This is a genomic window from Burkholderia sp. Bp8986, assembly GCF_003854225.1.
Taxonomy (GTDB): Bacteria; Pseudomonadota; Gammaproteobacteria; order Burkholderiales; family Burkholderiaceae; genus Burkholderia.
This window is the reverse complement of sequence record NZ_QTQM01000035.1, coordinates 1-19,701: the sequence shown is the minus strand read 5'-3', so window position 1 is coordinate 19,701 and position 19,701 is coordinate 1. Positions and strand designations below refer to the sequence as shown.

Below are 19,701 nucleotides of genomic sequence, written 5' to 3'. Positions count from 1 at the left end.
GTGTCGAAGATTACGTTCATCTGTCTTCCGGTTACTAACAACTGTCATCGAGCGCCGCTAAGCTTTCGCTATCCTCACAACCGGGATTCCCCGTCATGCGCTCGACAATCCGCCTGTTTGCCCCGCTATTGCTGCTTCCCACGCTTGCCGCACCGGTCTTCGCCGCCACTGCCGCCCCCGTCAGCCCGAACTGCGGCGGCAGCACGACGCCGATCGCCGACATCCAGGGGCCGGGCGCGCCGTCGCCGCTGGCTGGCCAGAACGTGTCGATCGAAGCGGTCGTCACCGCCGATTTCGGCGGCACGGACGGCTTCGGCGGCTTCTTCGTCCAGCAGGCCGACGCGCAGCGCCGCAACCAGCCGGGCGTGTCCGAAGGGCTGTTCGTCTATGCGCCGAAAGCGCGCGCGAAGGCCGGCGATCTCGTGCACGTGAGCGGCAAGGTCGAGGAAAAATACGGGCAGACGCAGCTGACGCTGTCGGGCGCGATCGCGGTGTGCGCGAACGGCCAGACGGTCACGCCCGCGACGCTCACGCTGCCGGTCGACAACCCGAACGCGTTCGCCGCGTACGAAGGGATGCGCGTGCGCCTGCCGCAGACGCTCACCGTCACCGACAACTACGAGCTCGGCCGCTACGGCAGCGTGATGCTGAGCAACGGCCGCCTGCACACGCCGACGAGCGTGGTGCCGCCGTCGCAGGCGCAGACGCAGATCGATGCGAACGCACGCAACCGGCTGATCCTCGACGACGGCTCGAACAAGCAGAACCCGGCGACCGTGCCTTACCCGGCGCCCGAACTGTCGGCCGCCAACACGCTGCGCTCGGGCTACACCGTGCGCGACGTCGAAGGCGTGCTCGAGGTGCGTTATGGCGCATGGCGCGTGCAGCCGCTGCCCGGCGCGGCCGCGCCGGCGTTCGACACGCGTTCGAACCCGCGCGCCAACGCCCCGGCGCGCGATCCGAAATCGAACCTGCGCGTCGCGTCGTTCAACGTCCTCAACTACTTCAACGGCAACGGTCTCGGCGGCGGCTTCGACGATCCGAACAACCGCGGCGCGAAGAGCTACCCGGAATTCCAGCGCCAGGAAGCGAAGATCGTCAGCGCGCTGAAGGCGCTCGACGCCGACGTGATCGGCCTGATGGAAATCCAGAACAACGGTTACGGCGAACTGAGCGCGGTGCGCCAGCTCGCGGCGAAGCTCGGCAGCCACTGGCGCGTGGTCGATCCGGGCACGTCGCGCCTCGGCGGCGACGCGATCACGGTCGCGATGATCTACGACAGCCGCACGGTCGAACCCGTCGGCCGCGCGTCGACGCTCGCGATCGACGACAAGAACCGCCAGCCGCTCGCGCAGTCGTTCCGCCGGATCGGCGGCAAGCAGGCGCTGACGATCGCGGTCAACCATCTGAAGTCGAAGAACTGCCCGGACGCGGCGAACGACGATCTCGACCAGGGCGACGGCCAGGGCTGCTGGAACCCGACGCGCACGCGCGCGGCCGCGAAGCTGGCCGACTGGCTCGCCGGCACGCCGACGGGCGTCGCGGGGCAGGGCACGCTGCTGATCGGCGACTTCAACAGCTACACGTACGAAGACCCGATCCGCCTGCTCGAATCGCGCGGCTACCGCAACCTCGTGTCGCGCTGGATCGGCGCCAATGCGTACAGCTACGTATACAACGGCGAAGCCGGCTACCTCGATCACGCGCTCGCGTCGCTGCCGCTCGCATCGCACGTGAAGGCCGTGCACGAATGGCACATCAACGCGGACGAGCCGCTCGCGCTGCAGTACACGCTCGCGTACAAGTCGGCCGAGCAGCAGAAGACCTTCTACGCGCCGGATGCGTATCGTTCGTCGGACCACGATCCGGTGCTGATCGATATCGCGCTGCCGGGCGGCGGGCGCTGATCTCCTCCACGTCGAACCTCTGAAGTACGGCGTGCGGCGCTGCCGCACGTCGTCGCGTGAGTCGGCGGCGGCGCGCAAATCGTGCGCTGTCGCTCGCTCACCGGCCTCTCTCTCCTCCACGCATCACGTGCCCGATTCGCGATCGCCGCAATCCGATCCGGAACGCGTGGCGCGAATGATCGCTTCATCGTTGCGAATACCCGCGTATTACGCATCAATGCCGTTCAGTGCATCCGATGGTTTGATTCCGATATCGGGTAAATAATTCCTCAGTGCGTCGTGTAAACAGTCGGAATCGGTATTTTGTGGATGATATCGGGCTTTATTCAACGATTTGCTCTAATCGGATTCGAATAATTAAAATGAAAGAAAAATCCTGTCGATTTGAAGGGCCTTTGCGCGCGATTCCAATACTCGCCAAGCGCTACGAGATCTGCGCAAAACGGACGGCATTTCAGGAAAAATGATTCACGCAACGTGTCCAGTTCGAACAATCGTTTTTCTTTCAAATGCCAGACACTGATCTCCGTTCGCATCATAAGAGATTTTTTAATATCGGAATGATCTTTGACAACGCGGCGCAGCACCGCCTATTTTTGTCATGTCGTAAATATTGGTAATACGATAAGTCGTCGAAACTGCCAGGGGGCGGCGTTCCCGCATCATTCTCCGCCAGCAGTTTGCTGTGTCTGTATCAAGTTCAGTCTCTCGAAGAAGTCCATTCCCCAACCGCCGTCTGCCGACCGTGCAACGCGAGTGGCGGGTATGCCTGCGCGTTTTTCGCCGGCGATGGCGGCCTGTGTGAAGCGGTATCCGACCCAACACAAGGATCGAGGCATGAAACCAGACAGGAGCATTACCGGCAGCCGCCGGGCACGTCGCGGCCGGCTGGCCGGGCTAGGCGCATTGACCGTCGTGACCATGGTGCTTGCGGGCTGCGGCGGCGACGATTCGTCGTCGGTCGGCGCATCGAGCCTCGCGCAGGCCACCGCCAGCCAGCAGGCCGGCGCGCAACAGGCGGCCGGCAGCCAGACGCCGGCGGCGAACCAGCCTTACGTCGACCCCGTCGCCTATTCGATGAACGCGACCGACGGCCTCGCGGCCGCGCAGGTCTCGGAGAAGGCGGCGGTGATGCATTACCAGTGGCAATCCGGCGGCACGACGGTCAGCTACACGACGACCACCGGCCACCTGACCGCGCAGGACGCGAACGGCAACGCGGAAGCGTCGATGTCGTACGTCGCGTACACGGTGCCGAGCACGAACGGCAAGCCGCGCCCCGTCACGTTCGTCTACAACGGCGGCCCGGGGTCGTCGTCGATCTGGCTGCGGCTCGGCTCGTTCGCGCCGACGCGCGTCGCCACGCCCGATCCGCTGTTCGGCAGCAACTGGCCGAACTATCCGCTCGTCGACAACGCGGAAAGCCTGATCGACACGACCGACCTCGTGTTCATCGACCCGCCGGGCACCGGGCTGTCGGAAGCCGTGCTGCCGAACACCAACCAGAAGTACTGGGGTTCGGATGCGGACGTCAACATCATGCGTGACTTCATCCAGCGCTACCTGAACGTCAACAACCGCGGCACGTCGCCGATCTACCTGTACGGCGAATCGTACGGCACGCCGCGTACCGACATGCTCGCGCTGGCGCTCGAATCGGCCGGCGTGCACCTGACGGGGATCGTGCTGCAGTCGGCGATCCTGAACTACTTCGCCGATGCGGTGGAAGCGGTCGCGATCACGCAGTCGACCGAGGGGCTGCTGCTCGAGACCGATACCGTGGCCGGCTACCTGCCCGGCTATGCGGCGGTCGCGGCGTACTTCAACCAGGTGTCGCCGGCGCCGGTCAATCCCTATCTGTATGCACTGCAGACCGAGTTGTTCACGACGCTGATCTACAACCAGCTGCAGCAGTACTCGCAGTCGTGGGTGCTGAGCCAGCTCGGCATTCCGGACGCGCTCGGCACGCCGGTGTTCCCGAGCGATGCCACGCTGACGCTGTGGTCGTTGCCGTCGAGCCTCACGCAGCACGCGTTGCGCGACTACTTCAACGCGAATCCGTTCGGCACGAACCTGGTGCCCGGCACGACGATCGGCCGCTACGACGGACGCGTGTCGTTGCCGAACGCCGACCCGCGGCTGCAAACGGACGGCGATCCGTCGGACATCCTGATCTCGCAGCCGTTCACCAACGCGCTCGCGACGCAGATGCCCGACTACCTCGGCTACACCGCGCCGAACGCGACCTACCTGCCGCTGAACGACAACATCATCCAGGTGTGGGACTTCTCGCATGACGGCCAGCCGATGCCCGACACGATCCCCGATCTGCTCGGCGCGCTGCAGCTCAATCCGAAGCTCCGGGTGCTCGCGGAGAACGGCCTCCACGATCTGGCGACGCCGTTCTTCAACGCCGAGAAGCAACTCGCGCGGCTGCAGACGGTGAAGGGGCTGAACCCGAAGCTGCAGGTGAACTTCTTCCAGGGCGGGCACATGACGTATCTGGATGACGTGGCCCGTCCGCAGATGAAGCGCGACCTGAAGCTCTTCTATCAGGGCCGGCGGATTCCGACCGCGCTGACGCTGCACACGCTGCCGCCGCCGTGGCCGGATGAGAACCCGGCCGGCACGCCGACCGGCGCCTCGCCGGGCGCGACCACCGCGACGACGCTGGCAGCGGCACCGTAAACAACGGACTCCTTGCGAAAAGGAACCCACTATTCATCCATCGAATGCGAGTGATCATGTCCCTAATCAACTTGATGCGGCGTATGTCCCCGTTGATCGTCCTCGGTGCCGTGATGAGCAGCGCCCACGCATTGCCGCCGCAGGCGGTGGCGCCGGTGAAGCTGCCGCGCGGCGGGCACGGCGTCGACGGCCCGTTCTTTCCTTCGACCCGCGTGGCACCGGTATTGCCGTCGACCGGCGCGACGCTGCAGCAGCAGGCGCAGAAGCGCGTCGATGCCCGACTCGGCGGCAACACGGTACTGAGCAACGGCGCGGCGGTGACGAAAGCGCAGGCGCAGAGCGGCGGGCTCGGGTTCGTCGCGAAGCACTTCGACGAGATCGATGCGAAACACACCGGTCGCGTGACGATGAGCGACGTGCGGCAGTTCATCCAGCAGCGACAGGTGCAGGCGCAGCAGGAACAGCAGGAGTGACGGTGTAGAGAGGTCGCGCGCGGGAGGGCAGCCGGTGCCGATGGGGGCCGGCCGCTCGACTGCGGCGGCGGCCTGCCTTCAACCTGCCGCGGCGCACGTTCGGCCGCGGCTTTCTTCATCGAAGTTCGGTTCACGCGCGGGCAACGCGAAGCCGCGTCATGCTTCACGCGATCGACGCTCAGCCTTCCCGGTGCGCGTAGCGCCTCGCCGTCGCCGACGGCAACTCGCCGAACATCGCGCGGTAGTCCTGCGCAAAACTGCTCAGGTGCCAGAAGCCCCACTTCGTCGCGGCCGACGTCACGGACCCGCCGAGCCGCAGCTCGCGGCGAACGTGATTCAACCGGACCGCGCGCAGGTACGCGATCGGATTCAGGTTGAGCGTGTCGTTGAACGCGTACTGCGCGGTACGCCGGCTGATGCCGAGCTGCACGCACAGTTCGGCGATCGACAGCGGGCACGTCGACGCATCCTGCAGCCGCGCCTGCACCGCGTTGACGAGCGACCAGTACTTCGTCGGCCGCGTCGCGAGGGCGTTCGCCTCCGGCGCGGGCATCGTCATCGCTTCTGAAATCGCATACAGCACGGTCCGTTCGAGCAATTCGATCCGCGCCTGCGTCGTCACGTCCTCGATCGGCGTGCTCTTCGCGGCCGCGGCCATCGTGTGGCGCAGCAGGTCGCGCAGGCGGTCAGCGACCTGGGGCGTCATCGGGATCAGCGGCGCGAAGGTGCGCGCGCGCAGCGACGCGGCGAGCGTGCGCATCGCCTCCGTCGACAGCTTGTCGGGCTCGATCTCGACGTTCACGAGCACGTGCCGGTCGGGCGAATAGAACTCGAACACCGGCTGGCTGGAGAACACGTGGAGGCTGTCGCGCCCGCTCTTCTCGCCGCACATGCGCGCATGGCCTTCGAGTTCCAGCGGCACGGCCACCGCGATGCGGTCCGACGGCACCGCGCCCCGCTGCAGGATCACCTTGTCGAGGTCTTCGACCAGGAGCCGGATGCCGCCGAGCGACACGATGGACGACGAACCATGAAACCGGCCGCCCGAGATCTGCGTGTAGTTGAGATGCCAGCCGTCGAAGATCCGCGCCTGTTCCTCCACGTCGGTGAACGCGCAGAACGCCACCGCGCGTGCGAACGGCGGGGCGCCGGAAAAATCGCTCGGATCGGCGGACGGCGTCATCGGAGTCGGGAAGGGGCGGGCCGGATCGACGCATTGTAGCCGCTGCGCGCGCCGGTCAAAAACCCCGGCGGCCCGATTCCCGGAGAAAACCCTCGCTTGCCGAAATCCGATAGTGAAAAGCCGGCCGGCGCAATACCTTTGGCATGAACGGAACACAACGCATCGCGCCGGCGCCGGAAGCATCCCGCTTCGTTGCCGGACGAACCGAACACGGCTGCCGGCGCGGGTCCGGCGGCACTTTTCTGGAGAGACGTCGATGGAGCTTCCACGTGGCGGGTTCTGGCGGAACTGGGTCGGCAATCAGTCGTGCGTCGCCGCGCACATGGCGTCGCCGACCAGCGAGGCGGAAATCGCCGAACTGGTGCAGGCCGCGACGCGCCAGGGCAAGAACGTCCGATGCTCGGGATCGGGACATTCGTTCACGCCGATCGTCGCGACGAGCGGCCTGCTGCTGTCGCTGAAGGACTACCAGGGCATCGTCGCGGTCGACGAGCGACGCAAGCGCGTCACGGTGAAGGCCGGCACGCGGATCAATGCGGTGACGCGTCATCTGAAGGACATCGGCTTCTCGCTCGTCAACCAGGGCGACATCGATTCGCAGGCGATTGCCGGTGCGCTCGCAACCGGCACGCACGGCACGGGGACGACGCTGGGCAACCTGTCGTCGCAGGTGGTCGGGATGCGGATCGTTCGCCCCGACGGCTCGATCATGGAAGTGAGCGACCGGCAGGACCTCGATCTGCTGCACGCGACCCAGGTGAACCTCGGCCTGTTCGGCGTGGTGTCGGAGCTGACGCTGCAGGTGACCGACGCGTTCTGGCTGCACGACCGCGTGTGGCGCGAGGACTTCGAGGCGCTGATGGAACAGTACGACGACCTCGCGGCGAAGCATCGCCATTTCGGGTTCTTCTGGTGCCCGACGTCCGAAAGCCGTCACCTGTACTGCCTGCCCGATACCACGAAGGTGTCGAATTCGAAGAAGGACTACGACGTGTGCGAGATCAAGGTGATGGACATCACCGACGAGCGCACGTTCTACGAAGGCGAGCACGAGAAGATCGCGTACAGCTCCGAGGTCTACGCGATTCATTACGTCGCGAACTTCCACGAGCTCGAATACGCGGTGCCCGCCGAACACGGCAAGGAGGCGCTGCGCCGCGTGCGCGAGCTGATCCTCACGAAGCATCGCGACTGCATCTTCCCGGTCGAGTACCGCTTCACGAAGGGCGATCCGGCATGGATCAGCCCGTTCAATCATCAGGACAGCGTGACGATTTCGTGCTCGGGCGGTCCGAACGGCGTCGACTACTGGCCGTTCCTGAAGGACGTCGACGACATCCTGCGCGACTACGGCTCGCGTCCGCACTGGGGCAAGCTGCACTTCACGAACCGCGACGACGTGGACCGCTGGTTCCCGAAGGCCGAGGCGTTCCGCGAACTGCGCCGCAGCGTGGACCCTGAAGGCCATTTCCTCAACGACCATCTTCGGACGCTGTTCAGCTGAGCGGTCCGAACGAACCAGACTGGAGAACGACTCATGAATGTCAAGATCGACGGGCGCCTGGCCGGCAAGGTCGCCATCGTGAGCGGCGGCGCGGGCGGGTGCGGCGCCGCCGCGTCGGAACTGTTCGCCGCGCAGGGGGCGAAGGTGGCGATCATCGACCGCGACGGCGACGCGGCCGCCACGCTCGCGTCGCGGCTGCGCGATGCCGGCTTGCAGGCGATCGGCCTCGGCGCCGACGTGTCGAAGCAGTCGGACGTGCGGAACGCAGTCGATGCGGCCTGCAAGCAGTTCGGCAACGCGGACATCCTGTTCAATCACGCGGGTACGCTGATCGTCAAACCGTTCCTCGACATCGAGGAGTCGGAATGGGACTGGCTGATGGGCGTGAACGTGAAGAGCATGTTCCTGATGACGCAGGCGGTGCTGCCGCAGATGCTGGAAAAAGGGCGCGGCAGCATCGTCTGCACGTCGTCGATCTCGGCCGTCTGCGCGACGCCCGGCGAAGTGCTGTATGACGCGACCAAGGGCGCATGCCACATGTTCGCGCGCGCGATCGCCGTCGAATACCGCGATCGCGGCATCCGCTGCAATGCGCTCGCGCCCGGGTTCATCCGCACGCCGCACGGGATGCGCGAACTGAGGGATCTGCAGGCGATGGGCGTGGACGCGACCGAAGCGGCTATCGCAGTGCAGCAAGGCCGGCTGTGCGAACCGTCGGAAGTGGCCGCGGCCGCACTGTTCCTGGCGTCTGACGAATCAAGCTTCGTCAACGGCACCCATCTGTTCGTCGACAACTGTTTCTCCGCCGTTTAGGCCCCGATATTCGCGGGAAGCCGACGGGCAGGCGCGAGCCTCCCAGGAACGGCAGGTTCTGTCGAAGGTTCCGCAGCGATGCGGACCTTCGATTTTTTTTGCCGGTTCGCCGCGCGATGTGTCCTAGCGGATTGTCGTAATCCTTCTATCTGAACGAATTTGCGTCTGCTGGAATGGCAATGCCGAATCACCGTTCAGCCGGCGTCGCGGGGCGGCATGGTTGTCGACGTCATCGAGCGCCGGTCCGGCGCTCGACTTCGCGGGTCCGGGCAAGTCCGGCCTACCAGGGTCAATCCATCACTCTCTTTTGATCAATCATCATGTTCAATCGCACTACCAGCACCGTCGCCAACGTCGATCCGGAACTCTGGACTGCCATTCAGGACGAGAACCGCCGCCAGGAAGACCACATCGAGCTGATCGCGTCGGAAAACTACACGAGCCCGGCCGTGATGGCCGCACAGGGTTCGCAGCTCACGAACAAGTACGCGGAGGGTTATCCGGGCAAGCGCTACTACGGCGGCTGTGAGTACGTCGACGTGGTCGAGCAGCTGGCGATCGACCGCGTGAAGCAGCTGTTCGGCGCGGAAGCCGCGAACGTGCAGCCGAACTCGGGTTCGCAGGCGAACCAGGGCGTGTTCTTCGCGATGCTCAAGCCGGGCGACACGATCATGGGGCTGAGCCTCGCGCATGGCGGCCACCTGACGCACGGCTCGCCGGTGAACATGTCGGGCAAGTGGTTCAACGTCGTCAGCTACGGCCTGAACGAACAGGAAGACATCGACTACGACGCGGCCGAGAAGCTGGCAAACGAGCACAAGCCGAAGCTGATCGTCGCGGGCGCATCGGCGTTCGCGCTGAAGATCGACTTCGAGCGTCTGGCGAAGATCGCGAAGTCGGTCGGCGCGTACCTGATGGTCGACATGGCGCACTACGCCGGCCTGATCGCAGCGGGCGTGTACCCGAACCCGGTGCCGCACGCGGACTTCGTCACGACCACGACGCACAAGAGCCTGCGCGGCCCGCGCGGCGGCGTGATCCTGATGAAGGCCGAGTACGAGAAGCAGATCAACTCGGCGATCTTCCCGGGCATCCAGGGCGGCCCGCTGATGCACGTGATCGCGGCGAAGGCCGTGGCGTTCAAGGAAGCGCTGTCGCCGGAGTTCAAGGAATATCAGCAGAAGGTGGTCGAGAACGCACGCGTGCTGGCTGAAACGCTGGTCAAGCGTGGCCTGCGGATCGTGTCGGGGCGCACCGAAAGCCACGTGATGCTGGTGGACCTGCGCGCGAAGAACATCACGGGCAAGGCAGCGGAAGCGGCGCTCGGCGCGGCGCATATCACGGTGAACAAGAACGCGATCCCGAACGATCCGGAAAAGCCGTTCGTGACGAGCGGCATCCGCCTCGGTTCGCCTGCGATGACGACGCGCGGCTTCGGTCCGGCGGAAGCGGAGAAGGTCGGCAACCTGATCGCCGACGTGCTGGAAGCACCGGAAGATGCCGCGACGATCGAACGCGTACGCGGTCTGGTCGCGGAGTTGACGCAGCGTTTCCCGGTCTACGGCTGAGACGCGGCAATCGGGTTCGACTGCCGACGCGGTTGAACCTCGCTCGTTCCGAAACGATGTAAAAAAATCCGGCTCGCACACCGCGAGCCGGATTTTTTGCGCTGCGTGCGAACCGGTGTCGCGTCACACGGTCGGATCGACGTTCGCCTCGAGTTCGCGAATACGCTCGTCGTTACGCGTGTCCTTGAGCACCGGCGGCCCGGCGAAGGACTTGCGCACGCCGAACCCGTACCAGATCACCATCAGCACGCCCACGAACGCGACGAGCACGTAGAGCACCTTCTCGTTCGGCGGCTGGATGCCGACGTACGCGAGCACGCACGCGCCCACCAGCGCGAGCAGCGCGCACGGCTTCGACCAGATGCCCAGCTGGAACGGGCCCTTTTCGGTCCACGTGCGCCCTTCGGCGAGCATCCCGGAACCGATCGGCATCGCATACGAGATGAACAGGAACACGGCGCTGCCCGCGCTCAGTACCGAGAACGCGTCGCCGTACAGCGTGACGACGATCGCGAGCACCGCGCAGGTCCAGATTGCCGGGCCGGGCGTCCGGTGATTGTGATTCACGCTGCGCAGCAGCTTCGACGCCGGCAGCCCGCCGTCGCGCGCGAACGCGTACATCATCCGCGACGTCGACATGATCGCGGCGAGCCCGCACACGTAGTTGATGAAGAACATCGCCAGCTCGAGGCAGACGCGCAAGGTCTTCGGGATCGGCGCGAGGATCGCTTCGAAGAATCCGGTGCCCTGTTTCATCGCGGCGGTCAGGTCGGGCATGACCAGCACAAACGTGCACACCATCACGTAGCCGAACACCGCGGACCAGAACACCGAGCCGATGATGCCGCGCGGCACGTTCTTCGCCGCGTCGTGCGTTTCTTCCGACGTATGCGCGGACGCGTCGAAACCGGTGATCGTGTAGGTCACCAGCAGCAGGCCGGACAGGAACGCGAGCGGCGTGGTCTGCTTCGGCCAGGCGCCGCCGTCGACGCCCGTGTAGTTGGTGAAGGTGACGAGCCGATGCAGGTCGAACGTGACCGGCGAGTAGACCAGCAGCGACACGACCAGCGCGATCGTCACGACGAAGATCAGGTAGCCGGACAGGTCGGTGATCTTGCTCGCGATCCGGATGCCGCGTGCGTTCAGGATCGCCTGCGAAATCGTGATGACCGTGATGAACGCGGTCTGATGCCACCACGTCAGGCTGTCCGGACCGACGCCGAACATCGGTGCGATCAGCGTCTTGAAGAACGGATCGTAGGTGCCGAAGTTGATCGCCGCGATCACGAAGATCAGGCCGATCAGGTTGAGCCACGCCGTCATCCACCCCCATTTCTTCCCGCCGAGGATCGCGCCCCAGTGATAAAGGCCGCCGGCGGTCGGAAACGCGGACGCGATCTGCGACATCGACACCGCGACGATCAGCGCGAACAGCGAGCCGAGCGGCCAGCCGAGGCCGACCGAGGCGCCGCCGGCTGCGGAGAACGCCAGTTGAAACGCGGTGATGCCGCCCGACAGAATGCAGATCACCGAAAACGACACGGCGAAGTTCGAGAAGCCGTTCATGCGTCTCGACAGCTCCTGCGCATATCCCATCTTGTGGAGGAGGCTTACGTCGCTGTCGATACCTGCATCAGGCTGGATTTTCGCATCCATATTCGCTCCGTCACGTATGTCCTGCGAGGCAGGACCGTCATCGCTGCCCGGGCCCGGTGCTGCGGCCCGCTCCTGGAATTCGTCGGCGGGCACGCGTTGTCATGCATCGATGGCGATCGCGTATCCGGTCCGATACGGAACGGTATGAAGCCAAATCTCGCGGCGATATCGGATTTCGGCAATCCGGCGAAACTCCGGACGGGTGCACCGTTCGGGGGCATTGCGTGGCGGGCTGAATATTTGTAAGGAATCCATGCGGATCGCGATGATCCGTACTTGTCGAAATGCGACAGCCGGGGAAAAAGTGCGCTCCCGTGAAGGGCGACATGGCCCGCAATCGCCTTCTGAAGTCGACCGCGCCCCGTGTCGCAATCCCGTGAGTCGGCCCGGCAGGGAACCTGGAGCGGCCTACTCGGCTTGCTGCTTGCCGGGTTTCTGTCCGAACCGCGCACGGTAGTCGCGCGGCGATATCCCGACCCGCTTCGCGAATGCACGTTGCAGCGCATCCACGCTGCCGAACCCCGAACGTTGCGCGACCCGTTCGAGCGGCCAGTCTGCCCGCTCCAGCAGCGCCTTCGCGCGCTCGACGCGTGCGGCCAGCACGAATTGCGCGGGCGGGAGCCCCGTCTCCTTGAGGAAATTGCGCGCAAACGTGCGCTCGCTCATGTGCAGGCGCGCGGCCAGCGCGGCGACGCCGAGGTCGCCGGTCGGGTCGTCGGCGATCGACGTGAGCAGCGCGCGCATCGGTGGCGTCGCGTTTGCCTGGATGTCGAGACCGACGCTGAACTGCGCCTGTCCGCCGGGACGGTGCATGAAGAGCACGAGCTCGCGCGCGACCGCGAGCGCGGTCGGCGCGCCGCAGTCGGCCTCGACGAGTGCGAGACACAGGTCGATGCCGGCCGTCACGCCGGCCGACGTATGAAACGGCGGATCGCTCACGTAGATCGCATCCGGCTCGACCCGCACGTCGGGGCAAAGCGCCTGCAGCGTCGCACACTGATTCCAGTGCGTGGTGGCGCGCTTGCCGTCCAGCCATCCGCCCGCGGCGAGCACGAACGCGCCCGTGCAGATGCTTGCGATCCGCCGCGTGCTCGCGATCCGCGTGCGCAGCCAGGGCAGCACGCCGGCGTTCGACGCCGCGTGCCGCAGCGCCGCTTCGCTGCCGCCTGCGACGATGATCGTGTCGATGGGCTCGGGCAACGCCGCAAGCGCGGTCGGGCCGGCAAGACGCAGGCCCGCGTGCGTGACGATGTCGTTGCCGTGTTGCGATGCGAGCGTGAGCCGATAGCGCGGGACATGCCCGGGAAGATGGCGGTTCGCGACCGCGAACACTTCCATCGGGCCGGTGATGTCGAGTGACTGGACGCCTTCGAAGCCGACGACGACGATGTCGCGTGCCGGACCGGTTGACTGGGGCATGGCGGAAAGTGCGGTGGAGTTGTCCTTGTGACCGCGTGCATGATCCTTGTAATTTTCCGCACATGCAATCGATTGACGCGGGTGGGCGATGCGGGAATGGAACAGAAACGGGGCGATGCGCGTGGCGGTTGCGCTGCTCGTGTGTGCGGTGCTGGGCGCGTGCATGTCGGGGCAGTCGGGGCAGTCGGCCGCGCACGGCGCACGAACGGTCACGCAAACGCTGAGCGTGAACGCACCGAAGGCGGGCCGTACGCGGCCGCTCGTTGCGATCGTCGCGGACAACGCCGGAACGGAGACGACCGATTTCATCGTTCCGTACGCGATTCTGAAGACGTCGGGCGCGGCCGATGTCGTGGCCGTGTCGGCCGACGCCGGCGCCGTCGAACTGATGCCCGCGCTGCGGATCCTGGCCGATACGACGTTCGACCGGTTCGACGCGGACGTGCCCCTCGGCGCGGACGTCGTGATCGTGCCGGCCTTGCATCGTGCCGACCGGCCGGCCGTGCTCGCGTGGCTGCGCAAACAGGCCGCTGCCGGCGCCACGATGGTGGCGATCTGCGATGGCGCGGCCGTGCTCGCGAACGCCGGGCTGCTGCGCGATCGCATCGCGACCGCGCACTGGTATTCGCGCGACGGGCTGCGTCGCCGTTTTGCCGAAACGGCGTGGGTCGACGATCGCCGCTACGTGATGGACGGCAACGTGATGACGACGAGCGGCGTGTCGGCGTCGATTCCCGCGTCGCTTGCGCTGGTGAATGCGCTGGCGGGGCCGGTGGCCGCGCGCGAAACGGCACGCGACATCGGCGCGCACGGATGGAGCGACGTTCACGACGGCAGCCGGTTCGGGTTGACCGCGCGTGCCGTGGCGACCGCACTGACGAATCGCGTCGCGTTCTGGCGGCATCGGACCTTCGATCTGCCTGTCGCGAGCGGATTCGACGAACTTCCGGTTGCGCTCACCGCGGATGCGTGGGCGCGGACGTGGCGCAGCGACATCGTCGCAACGGCGGACGCGCACGTGATCGAATCGAAGCACGGGCTGCGCTTGCTGACGCAACCGGCCGATGCCGGCCACGCGCGCGTGACGATTCCGGACGGGCGGCGCGGCGAAGCGGTGCTGCCCGGTGTGCTCGGCGACGTCGCGGCGAGCTACGGCGACGCGACGTCGGACTGGGTGGCGCTGCAACTGGAGTATGCGAGGTAGCGGGTGCCGGGCTTGCGCGTTACCGGGCGCAAACCGTGCTCCGACGCCGGAAACGGCCCGAACGGGATGATGTGCCGATCGACGAGCCCGGCCTGTGCCAGCGGACATGCGTGCAGCACTTCGCGCGCACTTCGCGCTTTCCACCGACTTGCATTCGGCGTTTGATCGCGACGCCCGGGCGGCCACGCGTCGAAACGTCGGTTTCGAGCATGAACGTGGACGCGCGCGATGCTTCGTTACATGCGGGCTGCGCTCAGACCGTCGCCGTGCGCCGCGCCGTCAGCCGGTTCCACAGCATCCCGGCGCGGCTTCCGCTTCGACAGTAGGCGAGCACCGGCTTCGGCAGCGCATCGATCAGCGCGCCGAACGCGTCGACTTCCGCATCGCCGATCCGGTCGCGTTCGACCGGCAGATAGCGCGCGTCGAGGCCCAGTTCGCGGGCGGCGGCGGCGATTGCTTCGAACGCCGGTTGATCGGCGCTTTCGCCGTCCGGCCGGTTGCAGATCACCGCGCGAAAGCCGGCGCTGCGGATCGCTTTCAGGTCCGCCGGCGTGATCTGTCGCGACGCGGTGAACCCGGTCGCTGCCGCGGCCCGGCATTGCTCGAGCGCGCGCGCGAAACATGCGATCGCGAAATCGACGTCCTGTTCCGTCGTGAAGCGGCCGAAGCTGATCCGCACCGTGCGGCCCGCGGCTTGCTCGTCGAGGCCGATCGCGGTCAGCACGTGGGACGGCACGCCGCTGGTCGAGTTGCATGCGGAGGTCGACGACACGGCGAGCGCATCGCCGAGCATGAACGGGAAGAAGCCCGGCACGTTCACCGTGAGGCTCAGCGTGTGCGGGATGCGGCGTGCCGCTGCCGCGTTGTGCGTGATGTCGCCGAGCGCGAGCAGCGCGTTCTTCAGGCGTGCGCTGAGTGCCGCGATCCGCGTGGCTTCGCGCTCGAGTTTCTCGGCGGCCAGTTCGCACGCCACGCCCATCCCGACGATCTGGTGCGTCGCGAGCGTGCCCGAGCGCAGGCCGCGCTCGTGCCCGCCGCCGTGGATCTGCGGCGCGATGCGCTCGGCGATCTCGCGGCGGACGAACAGCGCGCCGATGCCCTTGGGGCCGTACACCTTGTGCGCGGACATCGACAGCAGGTCGATGCCGAGCGCGCGCACGTCGATCGGCGTCTTGCCGAGCGCCTGCGCGGCGTCGACGTGCAGCAGCGCGCCGGCCGCATGCACGATGCGCGAGATCGCGCCGATGTCGGTCAGCGTGCCGAGTTCGTTGTTGACGAGCATCAGCGACACGAGGCCCGTATCGGGGCCGATCGCCGCGGCCACGGCGTCGACGGTGATTTCGCCGTCGGCGGTGGGTGTCAGGTAGGTCGCGGTCATGCCGCGCTTCGACAGGTTCGCCATCGTGTCGAGGATCGCCTTGTGTTCGATGCGGCTCGTGACGAGGTGGCGCTTGCCGGTCGCGGTCTCCGCGTAGCCCTTCAGCGCGAGGTTGTTCGATTCGGTGGCGCCCGACGTCCAGACGATCTCGTCGGCCTGCGCGCCGATCAGCGCGGCGACCTGCGCGCGTGCGTGCTCGACCTTTTCCTTCGCGAGCCGGCCTGCGGCGTGCGAACTCGACGCGGGATTGCCGAAGATGCCGTCGGCACCGAGGCAGGCCGTCATCGCTTCGATCACGCGGGGATCCGCGGGGGTGGTGGCTGCGTAGTCGAGGTAGTGCAGCGGGGTGGTATCGCTCATGTCCTTCTCTGGTTCTTTCTCTTCGGAATGGGAGAAATGATACGAGGGAGGACGGGGAAAAAGGATCCAAAGTTGGCTGTGAATTCAGAGCGATGTGGAATAACGTTTTCTTTTTGTTTGATACGGGGGAATTTGTTTTCGTCTGGACCTGACGGAAGATCGGGAATTGTTCATGCGGATGCCGGCGCGGCCGGGCGCTGCCGATGGGCGTTGCCCGGCCTGCCTGCGACGTATCGGATGTCCGTGAACGCCTTGAGGGGCGCGTCGATCACGTCAACTCGTCTTGATCGGGCTGATTCGATAAACGATGCGCGTCCTGCACCCAGGCATGCAGCGCTTGCTCATATTTCGTGGGGATCGTAATCGTGAGCGTGGTGAGGTGCGTGACGTTGCCCGGTAGTTCCAGATATCGCTGCCACGCCTTGCGAACGAGCTGCGACATTGCCGAGCGGTTCATACCCAGTTTCGCGGCCAGCTCGCGCTGTGGGCGGCCCTTCACGAAAATCTCGTGCAGGGCCCATTGGTTCAACGGTTTGATGCGGGTATCTTGAAGCCGCAGCAGTCGGAACTGTTCGGCGGTCATGCGTCGTGTCTTCAGCATTCAGGGGCGCCCGGAGTTCGGAATGGAAGAAACGAGCGTCGCGCCGCACGAAGTCTTGTGACCGTCGAATGCGGCGGCCCGACCTTCGACGTCGAAGGCAGTGTCGCCGGCGGCAATCGTGCAGGTGCCGTGGATCGGACACGAACACGTGTCGCCGAAGCGCGCGACCGCGCGCCCCATGACCTTGCTGATGTCGGCGCCGGACTCGACCCGGCCGCCGTGGGTATGGCTGTCGCCTACCCGGATGATTCCTCGCATATGACTCGTCCTCTCGATGATTCGGGCGGCATTGGCGTTTTACTCGCCACATGCCGCGGTGCTGGTTTGCATCACCACGAATAGCCTTGCATGCCGTAGTCGGTGTCGTGTCGACGACCCCACCAGGGGAGGTACGCGTTGTTGCCGCCGCGTGCGCGGAACCAGTCTTGGTCCGGATCGATCGGGGTGAGCTTCGACGGTGGTCTGACGACGACGGCGACGGGGTGCTCGGGGTCGGTCGTGCCGGCGACCAAGGCGTTGCCGCCGAAGTGGTTGATCCGGCCGATTGCGAGTGCGACATCGGTCAATGCGCTGCCGGTTCCCATGTCGCCGAGCAGGGCGGCCGTGTTGAAGGTCTGATTCGTGTGGTCGTATTCAGGGAGGGTTTCGGTCAAGGTCTGCGCGAGCGAGACAACGCGTAACGACGCTGCGTCGCTGGGTACACCTGCGTCGTGGACGATGTAATTCAGGTCCGTGACCGCGACACCGGCATTGCGTGCTGCTTCGTCGATCGTGGCTTTCCATGCCTGCACCGTTCGCGTCGTGCCGACCTTCGGCGAAAAATCGTGCGTGTTGCCGGTTGCGGCCTTGCCGATCCAGGCGAGCGGTTCGCGCTCGGTGTTGAAGTTTGGGCCGGCGAGGAACAGCACGACGAGGTTCTCGTTGATCTGCGCATCCGTGGGCGGGAAGTTCGGGGCGTCCCAATTCATCGCCCATACGGTCTTGTCGGGGTTCGCCTGCAAGTAATCCAACGCGTTGTTCAGCGATGTGAAGCCGGCGTTTGCGCCGCCTTGAGTGATTTGTACGTCGGGAGGCGTGTCGCGGCTCCACATCGTCGGGAAATGCGGATTTCCGATCAAGAAGGTATCTGCAATTTCCTTGGTCAAAAACTCCCTCGACTCGGCGATTTCGAGTCGTTCAGGGATTGCCTGCTCAACGTGGATGCCTGCCAGCTCGCGCCAATCCTGAGAGTTCTCGGATTTAACCGTGTAGAAGTACGATGCATTCATCGCGTAGCGGTTGCGTAGCAGATCCAGGAATTCTTCCATGTACTTATGGTAGAAGCCCTTGAACGTTTCCTGCCCCTCGTTGCCGTACGCAATGCCGGCTACTGATTGCACTGTAGTAAAGGACTTCGGATCCGTGCGGACCATATCGTCATTCTTGTTTGGTGCTACAAGCCCCTGCGCCCAAAGCAATTGCCACTCTGTGGGATAGTCCTTGCGTTGCAACGGATTCAGCCAGATCAGGCCGATGACCTGGGCAATGATCGGCTTCGCCGTTTTTTCTATAGCAGGTGCTGCATTCGCTGCTGGCTTCAGAGTGGAGCCGGCGTGCGCAGCGCGCATCGCAGCCGTGGTGAACAGAAGCACCATAAGAGCGACCAAACCAGGTAAGAGAACCAATCGTTTCATCCAATCACCTATTTCCAGATGTGCCGGGTCGGGTTGTTCTACGTACGCGACCAGCGAAGCCATGAACAGGATAGTGATCAGCCATGCCGAAACGGCAAATGCGATTCGGCGCGGCCATGTAGCAATCAGTGCCGTCATATCAAGTCTCCGGCCTTCAGATAGAACTCACCTTCGCGTTCATCCAAGATCGTGCCTGGTAGGTTGCCCTCACTGTTTTCTGCATGAACCCATTTATGCATGGGGAGTCCATCGACGGTGCCGGATTTGAAGTACTTCGCAAATTTCTTGTTCCGATCGTCATCCGAGATTCCACTTGCCATGCGCCAGTCGGCTTGAACGCGCAGCGCGTTGATCTGCTTTTCCGTCAGATAGCACAGGCCCACAGCGACGTCATACGCAAGCGCCTTTTCGGCATGCTCTGGGTTGGTCATCGTCGTCGAGTGATTCGTCGGGCTGTTGGTCGTGCCGCGATCGAGCCAACCGACGATCTGTTTGTCGCGCCAATCCTTGTAGCCTTCGGGCATCGCGCTTTTGCCGTCCTCGCCGATCACGTGGCCGTCGCCGTCGAGCCATTCGGTGTTTAGCGTCCGACGCGCTTCCATTCGCATCAGCGCGCGGTCCTCGTAACGTTGTCCGGCTTCCGTTGCGGCCGTACCTTGAGCGACGCTGTCCTGGTTCTTCGCCTTGTACTGGTCGTAGGGGTCGTCGGCTCGCTTGTCCGCGTCAGCCTTGTTCGCGTCGCGCCATGCAGCCGGCGGATCGTTGCCTTCGTTGAAGTCGCTGATCGCGTCGCCGTCCTTGGTCGCGACTGACTTGCCGAATCGCAATGCCTTCGGCGGGAATGGCTCGTCAAGCGCCGGGGCATCCGCAACTACCGTCCAGCCCTTCGGCGGATCGGCGTTCACACGGAGCATGTTCAATGCCGAACTGATGCCGGTCACGACGAACATGAGTGGCGCGGTCACGAGCGTCGCCGCCACACCGAACACAGACTCGTTCCCTCTGATCGCACCCACCAGATTGAATTTGGCTGGCGGCGACGGCGGATACCAGAACCCCGGCTTCGTTCCTTGTTTGCCGTGTCGCCAATCGTCTTCCCAATACCGGTACGGTTTCTGCACGCCGACCGCGAAACCCGATGCAAACACGCGCTGCGTCAGGATACCGGCCGCGCCGATATCGTCGAGTTCGTGCTTACTGATGCCGCGCCAGCCGATCCCTTGCACCGTCACCGCCGAAATCACCTGATCGTGTGGGCAGCAATATGCGGTGAC

The 19,701-nt window shown here is 65.0% G+C and carries 15 protein-coding genes; 7 read left to right on the top strand and 8 right to left on the bottom strand.

Going from position 1 to position 19,701, the window contains the following annotated elements:
- Positions 1-95: 95 nt before the first annotated feature.
- The 3 genes from DID99_RS26230 (at position 96) to DID99_RS26215 (ending at position 5,068) form a co-directional block, all read left to right on the top strand.
- Positions 96-1,907, top strand: a complete 1,812-nt coding sequence (locus DID99_RS26230; protein WP_124667793.1) for an ExeM/NucH family extracellular endonuclease — start codon at positions 96-98, stop codon at positions 1,905-1,907.
- An 837-nt stretch (positions 1,908-2,744) separates the two neighbouring features.
- A complete protein-coding gene (locus DID99_RS26220) occupies positions 2,745-4,595 on the top strand; it encodes a S10 family serine carboxypeptidase-like protein (protein ID WP_124667791.1) in 1,851 nt (616 codons plus the stop codon).
- 44 nt (positions 4,596-4,639) lie between these two features.
- Positions 4,640-5,068: a hypothetical protein gene (locus DID99_RS26215; protein WP_044848324.1), complete on the top strand. Its 429-nt coding sequence runs from the start codon at positions 4,640-4,642 to the stop codon at positions 5,066-5,068.
- A 178-nt stretch (positions 5,069-5,246) separates the two neighbouring features.
- Here DID99_RS26215 and DID99_RS26210 read toward each other — a convergent pair whose 3' ends face one another.
- Positions 5,247-6,251 carry a helix-turn-helix domain-containing protein gene (locus DID99_RS26210; protein WP_124667790.1) on the bottom strand — a complete coding sequence of 335 codons (1,005 nt, stop codon included), beginning with the start codon at positions 6,249-6,251 and terminating at the stop codon, positions 5,247-5,249.
- 256 nt (positions 6,252-6,507) lie between these two features.
- On the opposite strand from DID99_RS26210, the gene DID99_RS26205 reads away from it, so the two are divergent.
- The 3 genes from DID99_RS26205 (at position 6,508) to glyA (ending at position 10,136) form a co-directional block, all read left to right on the top strand.
- Positions 6,508-7,755 (top strand): D-arabinono-1,4-lactone oxidase, encoded by a 1,248-nt coding sequence (locus DID99_RS26205; RefSeq protein WP_124667789.1) that lies wholly within the window; start codon positions 6,508-6,510, stop codon positions 7,753-7,755.
- Positions 7,756-7,788: 33 nt separating this feature from the next.
- Positions 7,789-8,568, top strand: coding sequence for an SDR family NAD(P)-dependent oxidoreductase (locus DID99_RS26200; RefSeq protein ID WP_124487004.1), 780 nt, complete (start codon positions 7,789-7,791; stop codon positions 8,566-8,568).
- Between the two features lie 320 nt (positions 8,569-8,888).
- Entirely contained in the window at positions 8,889-10,136 is a 1,248-nt protein-coding gene (gene glyA / locus DID99_RS26195; RefSeq protein WP_124667788.1) for a serine hydroxymethyltransferase, read from the top strand.
- A gap of 123 nt (positions 10,137-10,259) precedes the next feature.
- On the opposite strand, the gene DID99_RS26190 is transcribed toward glyA, so the two are convergent.
- Entirely contained in the window at positions 10,260-11,792 is a 1,533-nt protein-coding gene (locus tag DID99_RS26190; protein ID WP_124489854.1) for an amino acid permease, read from the bottom strand.
- Between the two features lie 408 nt (positions 11,793-12,200).
- The gene (locus tag DID99_RS26185) at positions 12,201-13,211 is read right to left on the bottom strand and encodes a GlxA family transcriptional regulator (protein WP_124489855.1); all 1,011 of its coding nucleotides are present in this window, start codon (positions 13,209-13,211) and stop codon (positions 12,201-12,203) included.
- 88 nt (positions 13,212-13,299) lie between these two features.
- On the opposite strand from DID99_RS26185, the gene DID99_RS26180 reads away from it, so the two are divergent.
- Positions 13,300-14,415 (top strand): DJ-1/PfpI family protein, encoded by a 1,116-nt coding sequence (locus tag DID99_RS26180; protein ID WP_124489856.1) that lies wholly within the window; start codon positions 13,300-13,302, stop codon positions 14,413-14,415.
- 253 nt (positions 14,416-14,668) lie between these two features.
- On the opposite strand, the gene DID99_RS26175 is transcribed toward DID99_RS26180, so the two are convergent.
- From DID99_RS26175 to DID99_RS26155, 5 genes are all read right to left on the bottom strand, one after another.
- On the bottom strand, positions 14,669-16,153 hold the full coding sequence (locus DID99_RS26175) for an aminotransferase class V-fold PLP-dependent enzyme (RefSeq protein WP_124667787.1): 1,485 nt from the start codon (positions 16,151-16,153) through the stop codon (positions 14,669-14,671).
- 268 nt (positions 16,154-16,421) lie between these two features.
- Entirely contained in the window at positions 16,422-16,736 is a 315-nt protein-coding gene (locus tag DID99_RS26170) for a TrfB-related DNA-binding protein (RefSeq protein ID WP_124523316.1), read from the bottom strand.
- Between the two features lie 18 nt (positions 16,737-16,754).
- The gene (locus DID99_RS26165) at positions 16,755-17,012 is read right to left on the bottom strand and encodes a PAAR domain-containing protein (RefSeq protein WP_124523318.1); all 258 of its coding nucleotides are present in this window, start codon (positions 17,010-17,012) and stop codon (positions 16,755-16,757) included.
- 71 nt (positions 17,013-17,083) lie between these two features.
- Positions 17,084-18,565: a virulence factor gene (locus DID99_RS26160; protein ID WP_260439299.1), complete on the bottom strand. Its 1,482-nt coding sequence runs from the start codon at positions 18,563-18,565 to the stop codon at positions 17,084-17,086.
- The coding region (locus tag DID99_RS26155; protein WP_124667786.1) for a DUF3274 domain-containing protein at positions 18,562-19,701 on the bottom strand (1,140 nt) is incomplete at its 5' end. The genes DID99_RS26155 and DID99_RS26160, both read right to left, overlap by 4 nt.

Bases quoted from the DNA above. Each gene is read 5' to 3' on its own strand.
- DID99_RS26230 (WP_124667793.1), top strand. From the start codon at position 96: ATGCGCTCGACAATCCGCCTGTTTGCCCCGCTATTGCTGCTTCCCACG.
- DID99_RS26205 (WP_124667789.1), top strand. From the start codon at position 6,508: ATGGAGCTTCCACGTGGCGGGTTCTGGCGGAACTGGGTCGGCAATCAG.
- DID99_RS26180 (WP_124489856.1), top strand. From the start codon at position 13,300: ATGCGGGAATGGAACAGAAACGGGGCGATGCGCGTGGCGGTTGCGCTG.
- DID99_RS26165 (WP_124523318.1), bottom strand. From the start codon at position 17,012: ATGCGAGGAATCATCCGGGTAGGCGACAGCCATACCCACGGCGGCCGG.
- DID99_RS26170 (WP_124523316.1), bottom strand. From the start codon at position 16,736: ATGACCGCCGAACAGTTCCGACTGCTGCGGCTTCAAGATACCCGCATC.
- DID99_RS26185 (WP_124489855.1), bottom strand. From the start codon at position 13,211: ATGCCCCAGTCAACCGGTCCGGCACGCGACATCGTCGTCGTCGGCTTC.
- DID99_RS26200 (WP_124487004.1), top strand. From the start codon at position 7,789: ATGAATGTCAAGATCGACGGGCGCCTGGCCGGCAAGGTCGCCATCGTG.
- DID99_RS26160 (WP_260439299.1), bottom strand. From the start codon at position 18,565: ATGACGGCACTGATTGCTACATGGCCGCGCCGAATCGCATTTGCCGTT.
- DID99_RS26190 (WP_124489854.1), bottom strand. From the start codon at position 11,792: ATGGATGCGAAAATCCAGCCTGATGCAGGTATCGACAGCGACGTAAGC.
- DID99_RS26210 (WP_124667790.1), bottom strand. From the start codon at position 6,251: ATGACGCCGTCCGCCGATCCGAGCGATTTTTCCGGCGCCCCGCCGTTC.
- DID99_RS26220 (WP_124667791.1), top strand. From the start codon at position 2,745: ATGAAACCAGACAGGAGCATTACCGGCAGCCGCCGGGCACGTCGCGGC.
- DID99_RS26175 (WP_124667787.1), bottom strand. From the start codon at position 16,153: ATGAGCGATACCACCCCGCTGCACTACCTCGACTACGCAGCCACCACC.
- DID99_RS26215 (WP_044848324.1), top strand. From the start codon at position 4,640: ATGCGAGTGATCATGTCCCTAATCAACTTGATGCGGCGTATGTCCCCG.
- glyA (WP_124667788.1), top strand. From the start codon at position 8,889: ATGTTCAATCGCACTACCAGCACCGTCGCCAACGTCGATCCGGAACTC.